Raw genomic sequence first — 24,369 nt, forward strand, 5'->3', positions numbered from 1 at the left:
TTATACTGTTTTATCGTTCCATTTTTACATAAATACTTTTAAGCTCCTGCATCGCCCGGTGGATGCGCACTTTTACAGTACCTTCGGTCATACCCAATATGTCGGCTATCTCCTGGCATTTTAATTCCTGGAAACGGCTCAGGGCTAAAATCTCGCGCTGGCTTTCGCTTAGCCTTTCCATGGCTTTATGTAGTCCGGCTTTGGCCTGTTTTTTTTCAAAAGCTTCATCAGGTACCAGGCCCCCCGCCATGGTTTCGGCCGCTTCCACGCCTTCGTACTGTACCTGCTGCTTGTTTTTTCGCCAGTGATCCTTTAAAACATTGCGGGCTATAGAGTACATCCAATGGATATATTCGCCGGTGCCGGTAAAGGTGTGCCGGTACTTGAGCATTTTATAAAACACCTGCTGTACCATGTCCTCACTTAGCTCACGCTGGTAGGTCATGTGGAACAGGAAGCCATACAACTGCCGATTGTAGCGTTCAAAGAGCATACCCATCCTGTCAAGGTCGCCGGCTTTCACCTTTAGCATAATGGCATTGTCTGTAAGCGTGTTCAATCAGTTTGTAATTATGTAATATACCTTAAGTACTTCGGCGGCGTAAAATGGTTACAGAAAATTTTAATTTTTTTTCGGAAGATGCAACTGCAGATCAAACTTAACAGAAATTTAAACCAAACAGGCAATTGGTTTGAAGTGTTATTAACTAACTTTATATAAACAATTAAAACCATAAGATCATGACCACCACCGAAGTAGCAGAAAAATTAGTTCAGTATTGCCGCGAAGGCAAACATACCCAGGCTATTGATGAGCTTTATGCAGATAATATTGTGAGCCGAGAGCCAAAAGGTTCGCCAATGGAGCTTACCGAAGGCAAAGAGGCTGTTAAAGGCAAAACAGAATATTGGTATGCCTCGGTTCAGGAGATTCACAGTGGCGTGGTATCTGACCCGATTGTTACCGGTAATTTTTTCGCGATAACCATGGATATGGATGTTACCTATAAAGAAGGCGGCCGTATGCCAATGAATGAAATTGCGGTTTATGAAGTGAAAGACGGAAAAATTATAGCCGAGCAGTTTTTTTATAACATGGGCTAAGCGCACCTAACCAATAATAAATGACAAAGGCCTTCGCTCTCCGCAAAGGCCTTTTGTTTTTATCCCCGAATAAATAAAAATATTATTCCATCGAGCGGATGATACCCAGCTCAAGCCCTCTTAATTCGGCGAGGCCGCGAAGCCTGCCAATAGCCGAATAACCGGGATTGGTTTTCTTTTTCAAGTCATCAAGCATCTGGTGACCATGATCGGGCCGCATTGGGATACTTAATTTACGTTGTTTCATAACCTGTACCAGCTCTTTTACCACGGCGTACATATCCACATCACCCTCCAGGTGGTTATCCTCATAAAAATCGCCAAACTCATTGCGGCGGGTGCTGCGCAGGTGAATGAAATTGATCCTGTCGCCAAATTGTTTTACCATGGCAGGCAGGTCATTATCCGGCCTTACACCGTATGAACCTGTGCAGAAGCATAAACCATTGTTTAATGACGGTACAGCCTCAATAAGCGCATGGATATGTTCGGCGGTGCTGACTACCCTGGGCAGGCCTAAAATGGCATACGGCGGATCGTCAGGGTGGATAACCATTTTTATATTATTGGCATCGGCAACCGGGATAACCTGCTGCAGGAAAAAGATCAGGTTTTGCCTCAGCCTTTCCGCATCAATGCCGTCATAGGCAGCAAGGGCTTCCCTGAATTTATCCAGCGTAAAGCTTTCTTCGCTACCGGGCAGGCCGGCTATTATATTACGCTGAAGTAGTTGCTTGTCATCGTCGCTCATACCATCAAAACGGGCTTTGGCACGGGCAAGTTCATCGGCGGTATATTCCTGTTCGGCCCCTTCCCTTTTCAGCATAAATACATCGAAGGCAATAAAAGCAGCTTTTTCAAAGCGGAGGGCTTTTGATCCGTCTTCAACTGTAAAAGCGAGATCGGTACGTGTCCAATCAAGCACGGGCATAAAGTTATAGGTAACGATATGGATCCCGCAGGCGGCCAGGTTTTGCAGGCTTTGTTTATAGTTTTCAATGTATTGCAGGTAGTCGCCGGTTTGAGTTTTGATGGCTTCATGTACGGGTACGCTTTCAACCACGTCCCAGGTAAGCCCGGCAGCTTCAATGATGGCCTTGCGCTCGTTAATGGCCTCAATTGTCCATACCTGGCCGTTGGGTACCTGGTGCAGGGCGCTTACTACGCCTGTACATCCCGCCTGCCTGATATCGGCCAAACTTACAGGATCATTAGGGCCATACCAACGCATAGTGTTGATCATGCTGAAAGTATTGCTTGTATTGGTATCACTCATTTTATATCGTAGGTTTAATATTCAAAAACAGGGTGTTCAATTTTAGAAAGGTTGAACACTTCAAAAAAAACCAATATTGATAATCAAGCACTTAACTGTTCAAAATATTACAACAAAATAACTAAAACGCTAATAATCAATAAAATAACATTTAACAACTTATTTCGTTGAACACCTGATTTTTAAAAATTGAACACTGACACAGCCATGTCAGTAAACACAAATCAAGCTACAATTATCACGCGCCAATAATCGTTATATTTTTTTAATCGACTAACAGTTAATTGCAAATAATTTGAGTTACGAATGCACAACGGGATTTCTTCGCGCATTCCTCAGACAAGTTAAAAAAATGATCGCCCCGGGTCTGGAAATTCGGCAGGTTTTGAAAAGTGAATAAGTGAAACAGGGAAAGACTTAAGAAGTTTTCAAAACTTCGTAAGTCTGGGTTCTATAGCTTATATGGGCAATAACGAAACATCTTCTTGCCCTGTATAGCAGTTCTGCATATTGAAGAAGATCCTTCGCTATCGCCCAGGATGACAAAATTAAAAATGGATGTCATGCTGAGTGATTAAATCCAGGGACTCTGAAGGTAAAATGACATCTGCGTCACCTCATTGTTGTAAGTAATGAAGCAATCCCCGACAGGCTGGTAACGGGCTTCATTAGTATCTAACTTACATCGTCGCGCTCTTGGCCGCGCGGGGCCAGTTACGTTTTTCGCTATTGTTCATTTTTTAAGGTGCTCAAGAAGGCTCCGCCGTTTGTCTTGCCACAAAAGTAACCAAAAAGGCTTGCAGCAGAGAGGCTTCTTTGCGCACAACCTGGCCCCAAAGCCATCGGCGCGGCCTTCACCCTGCAAAACGAACAGAACCACGGGCTGCAATTATTTTGCCCCGATTCGTACGCAATGCCTCCGCTTCTGCAAAAACTTGCTATGCCCTTGCAGCCGCACCGCCCAGCATCGTTCTGCTCGTTTTCACCCGAAGCTGATCTGCTGCGAAAAACCACTTTTTTTATCTTGTCATGCTGAGCCTGTCGAAGTATGGCGGGCAGGGCCTCTGCGCACGAGTCTTCGACAAGCTCAGGGTGACAGGCCCCTCTTTTCTTAGCTCCAATCAAAATCAACCATCCTGCCGTTCAGTTTCCATTTGGTTGGCAACATGGTTTCCACCCAATCTAATGGCTGGCCCAGTGGCTGTACTTTGGCGGCTTGTGCGAAAGCTGTTTTTACCGCTTTCTTTTGCTCTTCGCCCATGGCTTCGGGCTGACCGGAGATGAACAGCGGTGCGCCGCTTTCGGCTAATAATTGCAGCCACTGCTTGTTCCTTTTCCATTCAATATCTTTAGTAAGACCTACGCAATCGCCATCTACTGCATAAAAGGCATTGTGCTGCGGCAGGCGGAAAGCGAGCGTGTTAACGCCCATTTTACGGGTACGCGCCCATTCATGACCGCTGGTATCATCGCCGATACGGCAAAGTTCAAATACCCCGGCCGACAGGTGGCTCATCGTATTACAGCCAATCACATAAATGCCATCACCCGCGGCTTCACGAATAGAGCGGTAAAGGTGCAGGATGATCTCTGCGTTAGTTTTGCTTCTGTCGTTAAAATGCCAGCCCGGCGCAGTGAAACTATTCTTCATATCAAAACCCCAGCGACCGGCAATATCATAAGTGGTAAAATCATGTTTTACCATTTCATATCCCCATTGTTTGTACACATCAAAATTATGTTTGATACGGGCTATATTTTCGGGGATGGTTGGGTCGAGCGTTGGGTTTTTAGGATCGTCCCGGCCGGGAATCTTTGGCGCAAGCAGGCTGGTTTTCTCATTATGCTTAGCGCAAAGCGGACGCATCCACAAACCGGGGCGCATACCTAATTTTTTAATCTCATCGCCCAGCGCACGCATATCCTTAAACTTGTCGTTTGGCTTTGAAAAATCATCGTTCCAGCCGCCGTCACCGGGTAATAATGGCGAATAAGTGGCCCAACCGGCATCTATAACCGAAAAAGGTTTATTACTATGATCAGTAACCAGTTCGGCCATCATAGCGGTGGTTTTCTTGATCAGTTCGGCCGAGTTTTTTCCATAGGCAAAGTACCAGTCGTTAATCCCGTATACCGGTTGCTTTGGAATGCGCGGCTTTTCGCACATCATTTTACAAAATCGATGGGTCGCGGCAAAAGTATCTTCTCCTGTTTTAGCATTGGTGGTTATAACATCCGCAGCATGCAATTGCCTGTCGCCCAGCAGCACCCCCACTCCACCCGAAGTTGTATCCAGGGTAAGTTCAATGCTGTCATTATTTACGCCCCACCAGCAAATACTATTAGCACCGGTTGTTACCCCGAAGCAAGTCGTTTGCTTATCATCATGAATAATTACATACCACGGATTTTTAATGCCGGCAACCATGGTTTTCCATTGCAGGTCGCCATAAGAACGTTCCCAATGATCGCCCAGGAACTTGGCTGATGCAGCAGTGTTATGTTTCCACTTTAATCTTATCGCGTTTAATTCCTGTTTTGGCGATGAAACGAATACGCCAAGTGCATTGCCATTAGTTTTAAGAGTTACGCTGATTTCTTTATAGTTGTAATGCGAGCCGTTTGATGGGTTAAGCTTAACCCAATCGGTACCGGATTGAGCCCAAACCTCATCGGGAGCGTTCATCATCACGGCTCCGTGTGAGGCCGAATAAGTAAGCTTGCTGAAAAGCATGGCAGCTGAAGTAGCCGCAGAAAGTTTTATAAAATGCCGTCTTTGCATAGTAAATGTGGTTGCAGTGATTATCTGTTAAGGTAACATTTAAATTGGTTTACAACGTTACTAAAAGGATTAAGCAAAAACTAATACAATCTTGGATTTTTTACCTCACCCAACCCTCTCCAAAGGAGAGGGCTTTAAAGACTAACGTCCCATCAAGTTTTTTCGTAGAAGTAAGCTGAAACAAATAAAAACCATGTCATTATAAGGTACCACCAGGTCACCCCTGGAAAAAATCATAATGACGTTTAAAATATATTTTAGGGATGGTGCAGGGGGCTGCGTTAGGGATGGGAGCGGATACCGGCCTGTGGCTAAGGCCTTGTGTAGTATGAGCGTACAGCCCGGGCCGCAGGCAACGCTCATGTTATAAACAGATCAAAAATACACTTAATAATCAATAACTTACAATTAGCGCGGTGCGGCTATCTCATAGCCAATACCTGTCCGATCTGCATGGCTACGAGATTGCTACGTCGCCCCATACGCTTTGCCCTTGCCGCTCCTTACAGCAATGACATGATTTTTAACGTAGCATCACATCATCAATTAATTGCAATCGCCTCTGCGCATACTTTCTCAAGAAGAAATTTAAAACCTCGCTAAAACGGCAATTAAAAATAAACCACAAACTCCGTCTGCCTTTCGGCAACGGTTTTCAACGAAAACTCAAAGCCGTGGTTTAGCATGATTTCGCGCACCAGGGTTAGGCCTATCCCCTGTCCGTCTTTTTTGGTGCTGAAGAAGGGGGTAAACAGGTTGGCATTTTGCTCGGCTGTGATGCCTTTGCCTGTATCGGTGATAACGAGCTTTTTTTCTTTGGGGTTGATGGTAAAGGTTACTGATCCCTGGTCATCAATAGCCTCAATAGCGTTTTTTACAATGTTAATGAATGCCTGCTCCAGTTGTTGTTCATCAGCCATGATACCAACCGGTTCTTCGGGTAAATGAAGGACTAACGCCACATTTTTTTCTTTGGCACGAATATTCATCAGCTTTACTACCGATGCTAAGAGCTTTTGCAATACAACCGGTTGCTTGTTGGCCGGCGGCAGTTTCACCAAATCGGCAAAATTGCGCATAAACAGGTTGAGGTTCTGGTTCCTGTCCATAGCAACCTGCAGGGCATCTTTTATTGGGTCGAAATCATGACCGGCCCAAAGCTGATCGGTTTTCATGGCCGATTGCATGATGGAATTTACCGGGCCTATGGTATTGTTCACCTCGTGCGCCATCATCCTGATCACTTTGCCATAAACCTTTTTTTCGGCTGCCAGGATCTCGGCAGTGAGATCTTCAAGCATTATAAAGTGGCGCGAAAAACCCCGGTCGATAAAGTGCGATTTCTGCAGTTTGAATGAGTTGATCCCATCCAGCTTAACCACTATGGTTTCACCCGATTTAAGGGCCTTGATCTGTGCGAAGAGCGGATGTTTCAATTCTCCGATCAGTTCACCTATCAAAGCTTTTTCGCTCATGTTCAGCGCCTGCAGCGCTTTAGGGTTTATTTGTTGCACACGGTCATCAAAATCAAGGATGATGATACCTGTTGGCGAAGTGTGGATGAGCTTTTCTAAAAAGAAATGCTGCTGCTCCTGTCGTGTCCGTTCGGTTCTTAGCTCGTCCATCATTTGGTTATAAACATCAATCAGTGCGTCAACCTCGTGCTTGCCGGTTGAAAGGAATTTCACATTAAAATCTTTATCTTTAATAGCCTCAACGCCCTGCATCAGCATTTTTAGTGGCTGAATGAGCTGCCGGTAAAGCTGCACGGCAATTACCGAAGAGATGATGATTACAACCTCGGCGATGATAAAATAGATCTTGTTATCGTTGAAAATAAAATAAGTAAGCACCAGGGTTAGCAGGTGCAGGATCACTACGAATAAAATGTATTTAGTCCTCAGTTTCATCGTATGGGATCTGGTATTTTTCGAGCCGCCGGTACAGGGCGCTGCGCGTGAGCCCCAAAGCAGCAGCGGCCTTGCTTATCTTGTTTTTATGATGATCTAAAGCCCTTTTTATCATTTCTACTTCCACCTCTTCTAAAGTTAAAGTACCTACCCCAGGCAACTGGATATTCCCCTTTTTTATGGGCGACATTTCCAGCTGCGACCGGAAATCATCAATGCCCAGTTCATCCTTCCGGCTTACTAAAATAGAGCGCTCCACCAGGTTTTTCAGTTGCCTGATATTGCCCGGTAAGGGTAACTGCTGCAGCCATTTCATGGCCGATGGCGCTACCGACAAATTGGGCCGGTTATAGATCTGCTTTAAATTATTAATAAAAAAGCTAACCAGCAAAGGAATATCCTTCGGCCGCTCGCGCAGGGCCGGCAGATAAACTGTAATGAGGTTGATCCGGTACAACAAATCCTCGCGGAAAGTACCACGCGTTACCATTTCATTCAGGTTTTTATTGGTGGCGCACACCACACGGGTGTCAACCGTTTTTGTACGGCTGCTGCCCAATACTTCATAGGTGCGGTCCTGCAATACGCGGAGCAGCTTTACCTGGCTGCTGGCATCCAGGTCGCCTATTTCATCTAAAAAGATGGTGCCTTTATTGGCCATTTCAAAGCGGCCCACCCTGTCAAACCGTGCATCAGTAAACGCTCCGCGGATATGACCGAACATTTCGCTCTCAAACAAAGAGGTAGAAATCCCCCCCAGGTTCACCTTGATAAACGGCTTATTACGACGCAGGCTATTTTGATGAATGGCTTCGGCAATAAGCTCCTTACCTGTACCGCTTTCGCCCATAATTAACACCGATGCATCGGTTGATGCCACGCGGCCTATGGTTTCCAGGATGTCAAGCATCCGGGCATCTTCGCCTACAATGTTTTCAAAATTGTAAGTCTTATCCAGTTGTTTACGGGTACGATGCTCCGTCCGCTTATCCTGCAGGTCGAGCAGGGTTTTTATCGACTGGAGAAGATAACCATTAGTCCACGGTTTATTGATAAAATCATTTGCGCCCAGCTTCATGCCTTTAACCGCAAGCTCGATACTCCCCCAGCCGGTAATCAGGATCACAGGAATACTGCTGTTAATGCCTTTTATTTTTTCAAGCAGGTCCATTCCCTCCTGCCCGGAGGTATCTATCGAAAAATTAAGATCAAGAATAACAAGCTCGGGCGCTTTTTTCTTAATGATCTTCAGCGCTTCGGCAGGTTCATCGGTGCCTGCAGCATCATACCCCTCGCTTTTTAACAGCAGGATCAGCGAGGTGCGTACGGCAATATCATCATCAATAACCAATATCATAACAGGTGGTTAATATCGTAATTATTCTTCGTGTAAAGCAACAGCCGGGTAAATAGCCGCGGCCTGTTTGCCCGGGTACAATGAGCAAAGAAGCACCAGCACGTAAATAAACAGTACAGATAAAAAGATAGCTATCATATAAACTCCGGGCGGCATGTCAAAAACATTCAATAAGGGAAACTGTGCAGCAAAAAATGCTCCTATAACCAGCGAAATGGTAGCTAAAATTAACGATTCCGTTACCAGCTGCCATGATACCGACTTACCGGTAGCACCGATTGCCCTGCGTAAACCAATTTCGGAGCGGCGCTTGTTAATGTTATACCAAAGTACACCGAATAAGCCCAGGGCCACGTTGATGATCAGGAATGTGGCAACAACAAACAGAATAATCGCCGGCACAAGCGAAACCTGGTTCATTTTAACCAGTTTTTTATCTAAATGTTCAATTTCAACATTTGAGTTTTTCATGGCATTTGATACCGTTTTGTACAACCGGCTTTCAAAAGCAGCATCGGCGGTTGGGCCCGTTTTTAATAGCAAGGTGCCAACCCAGGCATATGAACCTGTATCCAACCTGCTGTAAACACCAGGGTTGGCAGGCTTATAATCACCTTTCAATTTCATATCCGAAACTACGCCTATAACACGCATCCTGTCTGATAGCTTATCTTTTTCATTGCCTAACAGTTTGCCAATAGGATTTTCATTCCCAAAAACCAGTTGCTTAAATAATTCATTGATAACCACCGGCCTGCTTGTATACACAGCATCCTGTTTACTAAACCAGCGGCCTGACAGCACCTGAAGGTTAAAAACCCTGGCGTAATTATCATCGGCACTCAGATTATCTACACCGTCAAGATGCCTTTTATTATAATCATACCCACCATTGCTTTGGTTAAAAGCAAAGGGATAATTATTGCTGGCGTAACTTACTTCTTCAATCTGCGGCATTGATTTTATAGTTTGCCGCAGTGTTTCATAAAACAATGTAAGCGAATCGGCCTTTTTTGATTTTACAGCATTGTTATAGTTAATTACCCAAACCTTTTTGTAATCAAAACCTATAGGTTTTTTGTAGTTTTTGTAATAATAAACCACTAAGGTTGATACAGCAAAGATCACGAGGAAAGAGACCAGCATTTCAGAGATCAGTAAAAAGTTTTGTTTCTTTTTATTCCAGATCAGTTTAAATAAGTGCTTGAACATAATATAATGATTAAAATGTTATCTGATTTTTATTGTGCTTTTAAAGCAGTTACCACATCTAATTTTGACATACGCCATGCCGGGTATACACCTGATAACAACCCGAAAAAAATGCAGGTAAGCAGGCTATAAAACAATACCGTAAAGTTTAAAGTAAGATCAAGGTGCGCTATCAGGTTAGCAGCATTAATTATTTTTATAATAATGACAGATAATAAGACCCCAATGAAACCACCTAACAGCGTAAGGATAATATTTTCGACAATAAACTGATAGACCAGTGTTTTTGATGATGCTCCAAAAGCCTTGCGTACACCAATTTCTGATGAACGCTCCATAATGCGGGTAATATTGATATTAACCAGGTTGAGTGTTGGCAGTAACAAAAACAGGAATACAAAAATGGATACGATAACAATAAACTTAGTCATTCCTGAATCACCGTGCCTACCGGTCAGTGTACGAATGAATGATCCAAAATAAGTATCGGCAAAACAATACAGATGATTAAACTCTTTGCTCTGCATCGGGATCCGGGAGATGACACTTGCAAATTCACTTTGTATTTTGGGCAGATCATCTTTTGAATTCCCCATTAAAATGGCAGTATAATTACCACCCCAATTTTGATTTCTGTAATCGACCTTTGATACTGTGTAAGGCAGGTAGATATCGCCATACAGGGTAAACAGGGTGGCCGGTACATCTTTCACCACGCCCAAAACGCGATATTTTACATTATCGGCCTCAATATATTTACCAACTACAGAGGGTATGTCACCAAAGTAATCCCTTCTTGTATCCTGCGATATAACTGCAACCTTTTCGGCATTATCAATTTGCTGTTTGGTAAATGGCTTGCCTTCCAGAAACTGGTAATCCAGTACATCCCAATAATCGGCATTGGTAAATTTAAGGCTTATGGAGATCTTTTTATTATTGACGTAAGTATTAGTAAAAGTGAACATGGAGGAGATACCCACCTTAACCGGGGTCTTTAACCCGCCTGCATACTTGTTCAGGAAATAGAATGACAACGGTCCGGTATTTGTCGAACCACTTTTGTCGCCGTACTCTTCATGCTCAATGATATATAATGACCTGTCCCTTTTTGTATCGGGATAATTAGGGCCGAGCATTTTATCGGCAAAAGAGGTAACTACCATTAATATGGTAAGCGTAAAACTAATACCGAACAAGCTGATAAACGTAAAAAACTTACGGCGCTTGAGTACCGCTATGGCTATTTTAAAATAATTTTTTAGCATAACTTTAATTTTAAAACCGGTTAATTATTGAACTTGTGCACCATCAAATAAGCGCACCAGCCTATGGGTTTTATGCGCCATATTTTCATCGTGCGTAACCATTACTATGGTAGTGCCATCGTTACGGTTAAGGTTAAGGAGGATCTCCATGATCTCGTTGCCCATGGCGCTATCCAGGTTACCGGTAGGCTCATCGGCCAAAATAATTTCGGGCCTGCCCACAATGGCCCTCGCTATGGCCACACGCTGCCGCTGACCGCCAGACAGTTGTGTAGGAAAATGTTTTAAACGGTTAGCAAGTCCTACCTTTTCCAGTGCTTCGGCAGCCAGTTCACGGCGCTGTTTAGCGGTGGTATCCCGGTAAAGCAATGGCAGCTCTACATTGTCAAGCACCTGCAGGTCGTTAATAAGATGATAGCTTTGAAAAATAAAACCCAGCTTTTTATTCCGGAAAGCTGCCAGTTGTTTATCATTCATGCCTTCTGTTTTTTGATCGTCAATCCTGATCTGTCCTTTTGAGGGCGCGTCGAGCAGGCCCATAATATTAAGCAGGGTGCTTTTGCCACAGCCCGAGGGGCCCATGATGGATAAAAATTCGCCTTTGGCAATATCAAGGCTTACGCTGTTCAGGGCCAGGGTTTCTACGGTATCGGTGCGGTACACCTTTTCAATGTTTTGTAAACGTATCATGAGTGATTAATTATTGAGTTAGTGAATTATTGATTTAGTGATTTTTATCGTTAATGTGTGTTTAGATTTCTGTTAAATAAATTATTGAATTAATTATAGGTGATTTTTTTATTTGTTTCAAAATCATAGAGCGAGAGGTAACGCAACTGGTAGTAAGCTCCCCAAAAATCACGGAGGGCAGCTACATAATCGCGCTGGGCCTGGTCGTTTTCGCGGAAGGCAATGCCAAGGTCGGTAATACTCAGGTCGCCTAAAACATAGCGTTCACGTGCTATCTGGTATTTTTCGGCGGCTATGCTATCGGCCTGCGCGGTGTAAACCAGCTGCTCTTTCATTACATTAAAAAGCGACACCTGGGTTACTATCTGCTGTTTAAAAGTTTGTTTATCCTGTTCAACGGCGTACTCGGTAAACTGCTGGTTGGCTAAAGCTGTTTTAGCACGGGATTTGGACCTGCCCCAATCCAGTATCGGTATAGAGAGCTGTACCTGCAGCAATTGCTGGTTTTGAGGGTTCTTGTATACATCAGGAATATTGGTAGCTGTATTTGAAAAGCCCAGGCTGGCGGTAAGCGTGGCGGTTAAACCATTTTGCCCTTTGGCTTTAGCCACATCACGTTTTGCTTCTGCAATACGGCGTGAAAAAGCGATAGCATCTGAGCGGTTGGCGTAAGCTTCGGCCAGCACTTTATCTGATGATACGGTCATCTGGCTAATATTTTTCGGTACTACCAGCACTATCCGCTCATTCCCCTCCTGCCCCGTAAAACTGCGCAGGTTCAGTGTAGCAATCTCCATATCGCGCCTGGCCGTACCAACGGCTTTCTGCGCGTTGATCTTTTCCAGCTGTAGTTGCAGGATCTCGTTTTTTGATACCTTTCCTAACTCATACTTCAGATTGGCTACCTTTAAGATTCCCTGGGTATTGGTTAAGTTGGTTTCGGCAATCTTGAGGTTTACCTGGGCCAGCAGCAGGTCGAAAAAGTACCCTTCCACGTCAACCGCTATCTTTTCCTGGGCTTCAATGTAAACCTGCTTGCTTTCATTAAACTTTAATGGCTCAATTTTTTTATCCCACTTGAGGCTGTTGAACTGAAACAGCGGCTGTGAATAATTTATACCGTAAGGGATACCGTTATACAATACATTATGCCTGTCAAAATCATCAAACCGCTGCAATTGTGTGGTACCATAAATAGTACCGCCGGTAGCAGTAATACTTTGGCTAAAGTTAAGCTGTAACGATGAGTTGTCATTATGAATAGGCTGGAAAAGTATGGTACCATCGGGCTGCTGCACCTGCGAAAATGTTTTGGTATATCCCGGTAAAGTACCGCTTAATGCCAGCTGCGGCTGGTAGTTTGATTTGTAGGTGCGGTATTCCCAATACTTGGTTTCGCGTACGGTAGCAGCCTGCTTGGCAGCTATTGAATTGGCCTTGGCCATGTCAACCACCTGCTGCAGTGTTAGCCGCAGGGTATCGGTGCCACTGTGAGCCAACGCTCCTGTGGTTATGGTTAATAATAATATGGTGTATAGTATTTTCATGTTCTTTAATTTTCAAGCGTCATTGCGGGGAACGAAGCAATCTCCGGTTAGCAAATCCGCTTTGTACAGTTCGCGATTGCTTCGTTCCTTATAATGACGTAATTGTAGTTGTTGATTATTAATGATGTTTTTTCAATCGGTTTTATAAGGTGGGCGTTGCCTGCGGCCCGGGCTGTACGCTCATACTACACAAGGCCTTAGCCACAGGCCGGTATCCGCTACCATCCCTAACGCAGCTCCCCTGCACCATTTCTAAAATACATCTTAAACGTCATCATGATTTTTTCCGGGGTTTCCCTGGTGGTTACCCACAATGACGTTCATATCTAATTCTTTACCATTACTTCGCCGTTGCTGGTGTTGTCACTAACATCTTTGTATTTACATGTTTTTATAATCACTTAACGCCCTGTTCAAAAGTGTGGCGTAAATCCGTTGTGACAACACCAACAACTGCCGGTTCGCCCTCCCAATTCCGGGGAGGGTTTGGGTGGGGCTATTTCACCGTCACTTCCCTCGAGTTTTTGTATTCGCTCATATCCGATGTGATTATCACATCACCAGGCTTTACGCCGCTCTGTATCTCCACATAATCAAAATTGGTGAGGCCAATATGTACCGTGCGGCGTTCGGCCTTACCATTGTTCAGTACAAAAATATCCTGAACGGAGGGGCCTTTAAATGCCGGGCCATTGGCCACCCGCATGATCTTATTATGTGTAGCCGTTATTAAAAAAACGTCGACTTTCATGTTGGGTCTGAGCAATTTGCTGGCCCGGTCATCCAGTTGCACGTCAAACGAAATGATGCTGTTTTGTACCGATGGGGATATATTGCTTACATGCCCTCTTAGCTGGGCATCATTGATCCGTACAATAACCGGCAAGCCGCTATGCAGCTGATCGGCAGAGTTATCAGAAATACTGCCCTGGATCCTGAAACTACCCAGATCGGCAATCCGTGCCAGGGTTTCACCTTCGTGAATGTTGGCACCAATATTTTTGTTTACATAGGTGATCACCCCGGCGCGTGTTGCCACCACATTGGCAAGGTCAAGCTTACGTTGTAATTCTTTAAGATCGTTTTGCTGGATATCTGCCGCTATTTCAGCTTCTTTAATCTCCAGCTGCATGGTTTGCTGCTTGCTTTTGATCTCGTTTTCCAGTTGCTTTTTTTCAAGCTGTGCAACTTTGAGGTTAAGCTCAGCTTGTTCAATATTTTCGCGGGTGCCGCCACCTGCTTTATACAGGCGTTTAGCATTTTCAACGGCATCGGCAAGGTTGCTGATGTGGAGTTGCTTAATATCGTTGTTTGATTGGATGTCGTAGAAGCTTTTGTTCAGATCAAGCTTGAGTTTGCTGATCTCGGTGCGTTTGGTTTCGAGCTGAAATTTCTGTTTTTCAAAATCGGTTTGGGTAGCCGATTTATCCAGCGTTAATATCGATTGACCGGCTTTAACCTTATTACCGGCATCCATCAGCGCACTTTTGATAGATGCATTTATCGGGCTGGTGATGATCTCTTCAAACTCAGGCAAAACCTCGCCGGTAGCATTGATGGTATTTTCGATATTGCCGATTTCAACCCTGGCGGTAGTTATTTCCGAACGGTTAACGGTCGATTTAATATATCCCCGCAAAAGCATTACGGCAAGCACCAAAACAGCTATGCTGCTTATGATGACAACCGCGCCTTTTTTGCGTTTGGCAGCAGTAACTTCAAGTGTAATTTCCTTATCCATTGTGATAAATTTGGATAAGGTTTTGCAAAAGCTATACCAATGTTAAAACATTAATTATCAATAAGTTAGATATTTTTAATTTGGAAAAAGTGATCGATATCGGACAAAATATTCAATACCGACCGTTGATTGATTTTTGATTGCGTTGATTGCGCCTGATTTATTTTTATATTGTTGAGCGGTGAACCTCAGGGTCCTCTGCGAGAGACCCTGAGGGGACGAAGATGCTACAAACCTTTTGCACCTCTGGTGCAAGTCCATAAGTTGAACCTGCCGGCAACCTAAAAATCAGAGTAATCCGCCGGGCGAAGAAAGATAATATCAGCATGGGAAACGTTATGCTGGTACTCGGCTTTAGCTGAAAGCGTTTTCCAGTAAGCGTCTTTACCAAAAGTGTCCCAATGCTTGTCCCGGTCTTCTTTACTGTTAAAAGTGGTCATGTACATTAAATTAGGCATATGGCTGCCCGCAATAACTTCCGAATAAAAAACGGCATTAAACCCGAGCCGTTTAAACAGGCCTATTTCATCGCCCACATTAAACATGGTTACCTTATTGACATTGTATTTTTCGGTAGGACTTTCGTAGCTGCGCAATTCATAAACCCTATCGGCTTTGTTAGCGGTCAAATTCGGCACCGCTGTTGAAGGCATGCCCGGAAAAGCCTGCAGTATAATAGTTTCCAAACGGGTATAAGGCTGCTCATTGTAAGCAGCGTCAATGTAATCCTTTCCATCGGCAAGGTATGCAGCATCGGCCTGTAACTTTTGATCGATCCCCATTAACTTATCCCATGATTGAAACGGCGTAAACACATATAGCAGCTTCGCGGTATCTACCTGGCTTATGGGTTTAAATACGCCTACATTTTTAATACCGGCGCGGTGCAGCGCAGGAATATAGGCTTGTTGTAAATATTTTTCAATGGTACTTTCCTGTGCCTGGGTTTTGTAGTGATATATTTTAAGCTGATAATAGTTACGCGCGGGCGCATTTGCCAATGCCACTGCAGCGATAAATAAACAGGTAAAAAAAGCGATAGATGATTTAACAAAAGGGTTCATAATGGCCGGGTATTTTCGGAGTAAATATAATGTCAATTCATTAAACTTGTATTATGTCCGTTTATATATTTACCCCATCTTTCAAGCATCTCCATTAGATCCGAAAGTTTCATGGGTTTGCTCAGGTAATCATTCATCCCGGCGTCAATACATGCCTGCTTATCTTCGGGCATGGCGTTTGCGGTCATGGCAATAATTACCGGCTGGTCCTGCATGTTACTGCGGATAAAGCGCGTTGCTTCCAAACCATCCATATCAGGCATTTGCACATCCATCAAAACAAGGTTGTAATGTTTTGTTACCATGGCATTTAACGCGGCATGGCCATTTTCGGCAATATCGGCGCTATAACCCATTTTACTTAACATATGCATAGCAAGTTTCTGATTTATTAAATTATCCTCGGCTATCAGAATGCTCATGGGGTAATTTTTAGCAAAATCTTTAGAAAACACTGTTTGCACTTGCTGGTACTCAGTTTTAATACCGCTACCGGCCTTTAACTGCTCAACTATATGCTTATGTAACAGATTATGCTTTGTAGGCTTGGTCAATACCGCGTTAAATACGTTATCTTCCCGTTTACTTTGTTCGCTGCCTATCGAGCTTAATAATACAATGGGCATTTCAGGAAATTTTTGCTTTACTTCTTTAGCCAGCTGCAGGCCATCCATTTCGGGCATGCTCATATCCGTTATCAGCAGGTCAACATGCTCATCCTGATCGTTAAGCACTTTCAATGCCTCGGTTGCCGATGCCACAACTACCGGGTCATATTTCCACTGCCTAAGCTGTGTATCAATAATATCGCGGTTGGTAGCATTGTCATCAACAAATAATATGCGTTTATTTTCAAGCTCGGTAAGGTTAAGGTAAACGTAATTTCGCTTTACTTTTTGCCCCACTTTTGATTTTATGGTAAACGAGAAAGTAGTTCCCCTGCCTATTTCACTTTGTACGCTGATTTCGCCGCCCATCAGCTTAACCAGTTTTTCGCTTATAGCCAAACCCAAACCGGTGCCCCCATACTTACGTGTGGTACTTGAATCAACCTGCGAAAACGGCTTAAACAAACGCTCCAGTTTATCCTCGGCAATGCCGATGCCTGTATCCCTTATTTTAAAGATCAATTCCAGGTCGTCCTCTTTTTGTTCTTTTACCCCCACCAGTATAAAAACTTCGCCCTGGGTGGTGAATTTCACAGCATTGCCAACCAGGTTGATCAGGATCTGGCGAAGCCGTATCGAATCGGAAATAATTTGTACCGGCACATTATGCTCAACCTGGTAAACCAGGTCAAGATTTAACCGCGAAGCTTTCTCAGCAAAAACATCCAAAACACCTTCTATACAATCGCGCAGGTCAAAATCTTCTTCATCAAGCTCCATATTGCCCGATTCAATTTTAGAGAAGTCAAGAATGTCATTGATAACGGTTAACAGGGCATCGCCGCAATTTTTTATGGTTTCGGTATACTCCTCCTGCTCACTGGTAAGCCGGGTACTGGCCAGCAATGTTGCCATACCGATAACCCCGTTCATAGGCGTCCGGATCTCATGGCTCATGGTAGCCAGGAAAATACTCTTGGCTTTATTGGCGCTTTCGGCTTCTTCACGCGCTTTTTCTGATGCCTCGCGGGCCAGGCGTTCATTCGCTGTCATTTTCACCAGGCTTTCGGTACGTTCTTTTACCTGGCGTTCCAGTACGGTTTTCTGTGCTTTGAGAAATTTAATCCGGTATTTAAAAATAAAGTATACCAAGGCAATTATGGTTACCGCGGCAATTAATTTAAACCACCAGGTTAACCAAAACGGCGGCACAATGGTAATTTTTAATCCCGCTGAAGGCGGCGACCATAACCCTGACGTATTCTGATATTTTAATTTAAAAGTATATTCGCCCGGTGGCAAATTGGTGTATGAAGCAGTATTCCGGCTTCCCACATTGTTCCAGTCTGTATCGAAGTTTTCGAGTATGTAACTGTAGTTCTTTTTATCAGATGAAGAATAGTCAAGCGCCGCGTACTGTAATGTAATTACGGATTGGGTATAGGATAATTTGATTGATTTGGTATCACTTATATCTTGTTTTAAGGGAGATGGGTCATCCTTGCCGCGGGCAATTTTCACTGTTTTATTGAACAATTGAAAATTGGTGATAACCAGGGGCATAAAGGCCGATGGTTTTAAGATCTGTGCGGGTGTAAAGGAATTGAAACCATTAATCCCCCCAAAAAAGATCCTGCCATCCTTAGTTTGCAGGGCCGAATGTGATTTAAACTCTTCATCCTGTAAACCATCTTCAATAGTATAGTTTTTAAAGGTGTGCTTAACCGGATCGTAGTTGGATAAGCCATTATTGGTACTAACCCATATGGTGCCCAGCTTATCTTCGCGCACAGCATAAATAACATCGCTTGGTAAGCCATTTTTGGTTGTAAACGCCGTAAAATGTTTGGTAACAGGGTTAAATAGATTAAGCCCCGAAAGTGTACTGATCCAGATGCGGCCCTTACTATCCTCAAACAAATCGGGGACGCTGTTATTGCTGATGCTGTTACGCTTCTCGTCGTGCTGAAACCGGGTGAAGGTACCTGTTTTCCTATCCATCAAATTCAGGCCGGCATCAAAGGTGCCAACCCAAAAGTTACCATTGCGATCCTCGAGCAGGGAATATATCCTATCGCTGCTGATACTTTTAGGATCATTAGGATCGTAATTAAAAGCCGAAAATGTACCCGATCTTTCGTCATACAGATCGAGACCGCCGTTATAGGTGCCTACCCAAATGCGGTTGTCGCGGGTTTGGGTAAGGGCATAAACATTATTATTGCTTAAGCTGCCGGGTTTTGCCATGTCATGTTTAAAGCCGGTAAACTTGCCTGTGCGGGGATTAAACCGGCACAAACCATCAGCCCAGGTACCTATCCAAAAATCTCCTTTAAAATCCTGGATGATGTTCAATACATAATTTCCTGCCAAACTATTGGCATTAGCCGGATCATTCATATAGTGTTCAACAGTACCATCCTTGTTAAACACATTAACGCCGCCCCCGTCGGTACCTACCCAAATATTACTATCCTGATCTTCGTGCAAACAAAGTACAAAATTATTGGCCAGGCTATTTGGCGATGAGCTATGCCTGAAATGCGAAAAACTTTCGGTACTGCGCTTATACAGGTTAATGCCGCCGCTAAATGCCCCAAGCCACATATTCCCCATCCTATCCCGGCAAATACTGTAAATGGAATTACCATTCATACTGCCCCTGTCAATATCATCATGCTTATAGGCTGTTATTTTTCCGGTTACAGGGTTCAGGATATTAACGCCATTATTTTCGGTACCTACCCACAAATTACCGTTCAGGTCCATGTTTAATGCTAAAACACTATATCCTGAATTAGAGCCGGAATCTTTTTTACTCTCAAGGTAATGTTTAAATGTGCCTTTTCCCGGGTCAAATAAATTGAGCCCGCCATCTTCCGTCCCTATCCATAACCTGCCCTCAATATCCTCGTATATAGTAATTACATACCCTCCTGAAATACTGGCGTTTATCCCCGGCTGGCTTTGATATCGTGTAAAAGTTTCCTTCTTTCTGTCAAAAAGGTTAAGGCCGTGGCTCAGGGTACCAACCCATAAACGGTGTTTGGAGTCTTCCTTTAACGCGGTTACATCATCGTCACTTAATGACGACAGGTCGGCCTCGTTGTGTTTATAATGGGTAAATTTATTTTGATAGATATCAAACCGGTCGAGCCCGCCTTTTTGGCTGCCTATCCACAAAATGCCATCATGATCAAATATCAGCCTGTTTACAAAATTGCTTGAGATGCTGTTTGAATTGGCGCTGTCATGAAAGTAATGTATAAACTTACCTGTTTTGCGGTCGAGCTTATTTAAGCCAAAAAGCGTGGCCAGCCATATGTTGCCCTCTTTATCTTCGGCAATGTCTGATATCAGGTTACTGCTTAATGAATTATCATCCTGGATACTGTGCTTATATATCACAAAGCTATACCCGTCATACCGGTTAAGGCCGTCGCGGGTACCTATCCACATAAAACCCCGGCTATCCTGAATTATGGTACTCACATTAATTTGTGATAAGCCCTCCCGGGTGCCGATATGCTCAAACTTAAGGTTCCTATCTTGCGCAAACCCGTTTCGGGTAATCAACAAGGCAACCACAACAAACAAATATTTATAGATATTCAAAATAACAGGCGGTGTTGAGTTTTAATTTTCGTGAAAATCCGTTCCTTAAAAAGAGAAACAGAATGGTTTATAGTTAACTTATACGGCTATAATATTTATAAGTTTAATGTAGACAAAAAAAAGCAATGATATAAAAACTGAAAGCGAAATACACAAAGACCAAAGCTAACAGACTGATTAGTAAATACACTATGTAAATAGCGACAGCGCTTAGCAACCGTAGATTTCGCCTTTAAATATCATAAAAAAAGCCTCCCGGCATTACCGGGAGGCTTATCATATTTTCAAAAATTAGTAGCGCTGCTTACAGCTCTCTTACCCAAATATTGCGGAAGCTAAGCGGTTCGCTCTTATCGCCATGGGCCTGTAACTTAATTGGCGACGGGCCATGTTTTTTGCCTTCGTACGATGGTTTTCCGATGTATTGTGTAGGACCAAGCAGCGCAAAATTATTTTCAACCAGTACACCATTGAAAAATACGGTAGCCCTTGCTGCCGATTTCAATGAACCGTCTTCATTAAATACAGGGGCGGTCCAAATTACATCATAAACATTCCACTCGCCGGGTTTACGACCAGGGTTTGCCAGTGGGATCACTTGCTTATACAAGCTGCCTGCCATGCCGTTAACATAAGTTTTGTTTTCGTACGAATCTAAAACCTGTAGCTCATAGCCTGCGTCACCTTTACCTATCGAAGCTAAGAACACGCCGCTATTGCCGCGGGCCTGTCCGCTGCCTGTAATGTTTGCAGGCACTTTCCACTCAATGTGCAGTTGGTAGTTGCCAAAACTTTTTTTAGTTTCGATGTTACCGGTAGCTTTATTTACGGTAAGTACATCACCTTTAACCAGCCATTTAGCCGGAGTTTTATCTTCAACAGAAACCCATTCGTCAAGGCCTTTACCGTTAAACAAAATAATTGCGTCTGAAGGGGCATCGCCTAAATTTTTGCCCGGTGTAACTACCTTAGGTACCGGCTCCCAAATCTCGGTGTCTTCCGGTTTGGCATTTTGCGCGTTTGCCATGAAGCAGCTGCCTGCTAAAAGGGCGGTTAGTATTAATGGATATTTCATCTCTCTAAAATAATTGGTTTAAACGTGAAGCGTATTTTTAAGGTATGAAGCACTTTTTGCAATGCTCACATACGGATCAATATTGGTATAGTTTTCCTGCTCAACAATAAAGTGCTTAATGCCCGCAAGTTTAGCTTTACCCAATATGGTTTTGAAGTCGATATCACCGTTACCTATTTCTGTATTTAGTTCGGCATTGGTTTTATCCCTGTCTTTAACATGCACAAAAGCGAAACGGCCGGGGTGTTTTTCAAAAATCTCAACCGGGTTTTTACCGGCGCGTACTACCCAGTAAAGATCCATTTCCATGGCCACCAGTTTAGGGTCGGTGTTGTTAAGTACTACATCGTAAAAAGTAGTATCACCGACAGGCGCCCACTCAAAGTTGTGGTTATGGTAACCTAATTTTAAGCCCGATGCTTTCAGGATCCCGGCAATCTTATTCATTTTCTCGGCAACGCCTTTGCAGTCGTCAACCGTTTTAATAAAGTTGTGGTTTAAAGAAGGGATAATAATATGTGACTGGCCAATGGTATTGGCAACCTCAATGTATGCGTTCAGGTCGTCAGTTTTACCAGAGCCAAAGTATTCGTCCAGTCCATAATGACCGCTTGGAGTTGTTAAGCCATTATCTTTTAAAAGCTGACTAAATTCTTTACCTTTTAATCCCCAATAACCGGTTTCTTTGTTAAAACCAAAGGTTTCAACTTCGTTATAACCGGCTTTTGCTACTTGTGCAATAACACCTTTTACATCTTTGGGTAACTGATCGCGCAGGCTATACAATTGCAGGCCCACTTTATTTGAAGCTTTCGCCGATACCAATTTCGGCGCAAGCATTGCGCCTGCGGCCATTAATCCGGCTTGTGCTAAAAATGTTCTTCTGGTTGTCATGTATTTGTTTTATTAGTTTAGCTTTTTAGAGTGATAAGGTGATGTAAGGTTTAAACATCACAAATATGCACCGCCTTTTTAAGCGAAGCTATTTTGTCCTTCTGTTTTGGGATGAACTCCTGGGCTACAAAGCCTTTATGCCCTACCTCCACAATGGCACGCATAATGGCCGGGTAGTAAAGTTCCTGGGTTTCATCAATCTCGTTACGGCCGGGAACACCGCCGGTATGGTAATGAGCGATGTACTGATGATTAGCGCGGATATTGCGGATCACATCGCCTTCGTCAATCTGCATATGATAGATATCATACAGCAATTTAAAGTTTTCTGAACCAAGCCTGCGGCAAAGTTCGGCGCCCCACTCTACCCTGTCGCACTGGTAATCTTTGTGATCAATTTTGCTGTTCAGCAGTTCCATTACCAATATTACGTTGTGTTTTTCGGCAAGGGCAACCATAGGTTTCAAGCCTTCAACGCAATTATTCCAGCCTTCCTCATCGGTTTTACCGCGACGGCTGCCGCTAAAGCAGATCAGGTTTTTATAACCCGCCTCTGCCACCAGCGGGATCATTTTGGTATAATTTTCATGCAGTTTGGCATGAAACTGTTTATCACCAAAACCATCGGTAAGGTTGATCTCGGCACCATTGCACATAGATGAGAACAAGCCGTATTTTTTTAGTGTAGGCCAGTCTGAAGGGCCAACCAGATCGATCCCTTTTATGCCGATATCCTTAGCGGCGGCACAAAGTTGATCTACCGTAAAATCGCCGTAACACCAGCGGCATACAGCATGGTTAATATTGCCTTTGAGCTTATCATCAGCCTGCATATGTTTTTCAGTTTCGGTGGTAAATGAAGATAATACACCCGACGCGCCAATTGCCGCCGTGCCCGCGATCATGCTTTTGATAGCCGACCGCCTGTTTTGATTTGATGCCATAATTATATTTCGGTTTGTGCTGATGGTTCCTGAATATCCAAACCTGGTTTTGTGGCCATGCTTGTTTTATCTTTAAATAAAGCGAGGAATAATATCAATACCACAGCGGCAATACCTGCAGGTATAAGCCAAATGGTTTGCCAGTTATGTGATGTATCGGATACTTTCCAATGATCAACAATAGGGCCTGAAATGTACGAACCTATAAGCATACCTACGCCATAAGTAGCTAAGGTAATAAAGCCCTGGGCCGCGCTTTTAAAACGCTCGCCCGCTAAATTATCGGTATAGATCTGCCCGGTTACAAAGAAGAAATCGTAACAGATACCATGCATTACTATACCCGCAATAAGCATCCAGTAGCTTGAACCTGCGTCGCCGTAGGCAAAGAATATATACCGCAGTACCCAGGCCAGCATACCGATAGCCAGCATTTTTTTTACACCGAACCGCACAAAAAACAAAGGCATCGCCGCCATGAACGCCAGCTCGGATACCTGCCCCATGGCCTGTACACCGGCAGCGGCTTTAACGCCCACTTCATTTAAAAAAGGGTTGGTAAAGTTGTAGTAAAACGCCAAGGGCACACATATGGCTACCGACGCCAAAAAGAAAATTAAATACGACCTGTTTTTTAATAAGCTGATTGAATCTAAGCCAATGATATCGCCAAATGTGGTCTTCTGCCCTCTTTTTACCGGAGGGGTATCAGGCAATGTAAAGCTCAATAAACCCAATATGAGGGATGCTATTGATGCCATTTTGAAGGTGAGCACAAGCGTTCCGCTTTTTTCCCATCCTAATAAGCCGATAACTATACCTGCAATGATCCACCCTGCTGTTCCGAATACCCTGATTAAAGGAAACTCTTTACTTGGGTTTTGCATCTGCTTAAATGAAACCGAATTTACCAGTGCCAGTGTTGGCATGTAAATGATCATGTAAAACAGGATATTAGGATAAAACTTATCAAAATCAGCTATGGTAGTTGCATAATAAAGTGAGGCCGCGCCCAACAGGTGCAGTACACCCAGAATCCTTTGTGCCGAAAAATACTTATCAGCAATAAGTCCGATAACAAAAGGGGCTATAATAGCACCTAACGATTGCGTTGCGTAAGCACCCGCATTTTGTGTGCCGGTAGCCTTTAACGTAACTGTTAAATAAGTGCCCATTGTTACAAACCACGCTCCCCAGATAAAGAACTCCAGGAACATCATTGTTGAAAGTTTTACCCTAATTCCGATATTCATAATTATATTTTAAAGCCAGACTGACTTAT

The 24,369-nt window shown here is 43.7% G+C and carries 17 protein-coding genes; 1 reads left to right on the forward strand and 16 read right to left on the reverse strand.

Annotated elements, in window-relative coordinates; all coding sequences use genetic code 11:
• Window positions 1–10 precede the first annotated feature (10 nt).
• Window positions 11–559 carry an RNA polymerase sigma factor gene (locus MusilaSJ_RS06785; RefSeq protein ID WP_274989282.1) on the reverse strand — a complete coding sequence of 183 codons (549 nt, stop codon included), beginning with the start codon at window positions 557–559 and terminating at the stop codon, window positions 11–13.
• Window positions 560–741: 182 nt separating this feature from the next.
• Between MusilaSJ_RS06785 and MusilaSJ_RS06790 the strand changes: the two genes are divergently transcribed.
• Window positions 742–1,104, forward strand: coding sequence for a nuclear transport factor 2 family protein (locus tag MusilaSJ_RS06790; RefSeq protein ID WP_274989283.1), 363 nt, complete (start codon window positions 742–744; stop codon window positions 1,102–1,104).
• A gap of 82 nt (window positions 1,105–1,186) precedes the next feature.
• Here the strand turns inward: MusilaSJ_RS06790 and uxuA are convergent, their stop codons facing one another.
• From uxuA to MusilaSJ_RS06865, 15 genes are all read right to left on the reverse strand, one after another.
• Window positions 1,187–2,380 carry a mannonate dehydratase gene (uxuA, locus tag MusilaSJ_RS06795; protein ID WP_274989284.1) on the reverse strand — a complete coding sequence of 398 codons (1,194 nt, stop codon included), beginning with the start codon at window positions 2,378–2,380 and terminating at the stop codon, window positions 1,187–1,189.
• Window positions 2,381–3,491: 1,111 nt separating this feature from the next.
• Window positions 3,492–5,162: an alpha-amylase family protein gene (locus tag MusilaSJ_RS06800; protein ID WP_274989285.1), complete on the reverse strand. Its 1,671-nt coding sequence runs from the start codon at window positions 5,160–5,162 to the stop codon at window positions 3,492–3,494.
• Window positions 5,163–5,773: 611 nt separating this feature from the next.
• On the reverse strand, window positions 5,774–7,072 hold the full coding sequence (locus tag MusilaSJ_RS06805) for a sensor histidine kinase (protein ID WP_274989286.1): 1,299 nt from the start codon (window positions 7,070–7,072) through the stop codon (window positions 5,774–5,776).
• Entirely contained in the window at window positions 7,056–8,429 is a 1,374-nt protein-coding gene (locus tag MusilaSJ_RS06810; RefSeq protein ID WP_274989287.1) for a sigma-54-dependent transcriptional regulator, read from the reverse strand. The genes MusilaSJ_RS06805 and MusilaSJ_RS06810 overlap by 17 nt, the downstream gene beginning before the upstream one ends.
• Window positions 8,430–8,450: 21 nt before the next feature.
• Window positions 8,451–9,641: an ABC transporter permease gene (locus MusilaSJ_RS06815; RefSeq protein ID WP_274989288.1), complete on the reverse strand. Its 1,191-nt coding sequence runs from the start codon at window positions 9,639–9,641 to the stop codon at window positions 8,451–8,453.
• A 29-nt stretch (window positions 9,642–9,670) separates the two neighbouring features.
• Window positions 9,671–10,909 carry an ABC transporter permease gene (locus MusilaSJ_RS06820; RefSeq protein ID WP_274989289.1) on the reverse strand — a complete coding sequence of 413 codons (1,239 nt, stop codon included), beginning with the start codon at window positions 10,907–10,909 and terminating at the stop codon, window positions 9,671–9,673.
• Between the two features lie 24 nt (window positions 10,910–10,933).
• Window positions 10,934–11,599, reverse strand: coding sequence for an ABC transporter ATP-binding protein (locus MusilaSJ_RS06825; protein ID WP_112657986.1), 666 nt, complete (start codon window positions 11,597–11,599; stop codon window positions 10,934–10,936).
• An 89-nt stretch (window positions 11,600–11,688) separates the two neighbouring features.
• Window positions 11,689–13,146, reverse strand: a complete 1,458-nt coding sequence (locus tag MusilaSJ_RS06830; protein WP_274989290.1) for a TolC family protein — start codon at window positions 13,144–13,146, stop codon at window positions 11,689–11,691.
• A gap of 496 nt (window positions 13,147–13,642) precedes the next feature.
• Window positions 13,643–14,887 carry an efflux RND transporter periplasmic adaptor subunit gene (locus tag MusilaSJ_RS06835; protein WP_274989291.1) on the reverse strand — a complete coding sequence of 415 codons (1,245 nt, stop codon included), beginning with the start codon at window positions 14,885–14,887 and terminating at the stop codon, window positions 13,643–13,645.
• 281 nt (window positions 14,888–15,168) lie between these two features.
• Entirely contained in the window at window positions 15,169–15,951 is a 783-nt protein-coding gene (locus MusilaSJ_RS06840; protein WP_274989292.1) for an NIPSNAP family protein, read from the reverse strand.
• Window positions 15,952–15,983: 32 nt separating this feature from the next.
• A complete protein-coding gene (locus tag MusilaSJ_RS06845; RefSeq protein WP_446725143.1) occupies window positions 15,984–20,147 on the reverse strand; it encodes a hybrid sensor histidine kinase/response regulator in 4,164 nt (1,387 codons plus the stop codon).
• A 331-nt stretch (window positions 20,148–20,478) separates the two neighbouring features.
• Entirely contained in the window at window positions 20,479–21,249 is a 771-nt protein-coding gene (locus MusilaSJ_RS06850) for a 3-keto-disaccharide hydrolase (protein WP_274989294.1), read from the reverse strand.
• Between the two features lie 18 nt (window positions 21,250–21,267).
• The gene (locus MusilaSJ_RS06855) at window positions 21,268–22,143 is read right to left on the reverse strand and encodes a sugar phosphate isomerase/epimerase family protein (protein ID WP_274989295.1); all 876 of its coding nucleotides are present in this window, start codon (window positions 22,141–22,143) and stop codon (window positions 21,268–21,270) included.
• Window positions 22,144–22,193: 50 nt separating this feature from the next.
• Window positions 22,194–23,087 carry a hydroxypyruvate isomerase family protein gene (locus MusilaSJ_RS06860; RefSeq protein WP_090524605.1) on the reverse strand — a complete coding sequence of 298 codons (894 nt, stop codon included), beginning with the start codon at window positions 23,085–23,087 and terminating at the stop codon, window positions 22,194–22,196.
• Between the two features lie 2 nt (window positions 23,088–23,089).
• Window positions 23,090–24,340, reverse strand: a complete 1,251-nt coding sequence (locus MusilaSJ_RS06865; RefSeq protein WP_091175413.1) for a nucleoside permease — start codon at window positions 24,338–24,340, stop codon at window positions 23,090–23,092.
• Window positions 24,341–24,369 lie beyond the last annotated feature (29 nt).

Origin of the sequence: Mucilaginibacter sp. SJ, from assembly GCF_028993635.1 — a bacterium.
GTDB lineage: Bacteria > Bacteroidota > Bacteroidia > Sphingobacteriales > Sphingobacteriaceae > Mucilaginibacter.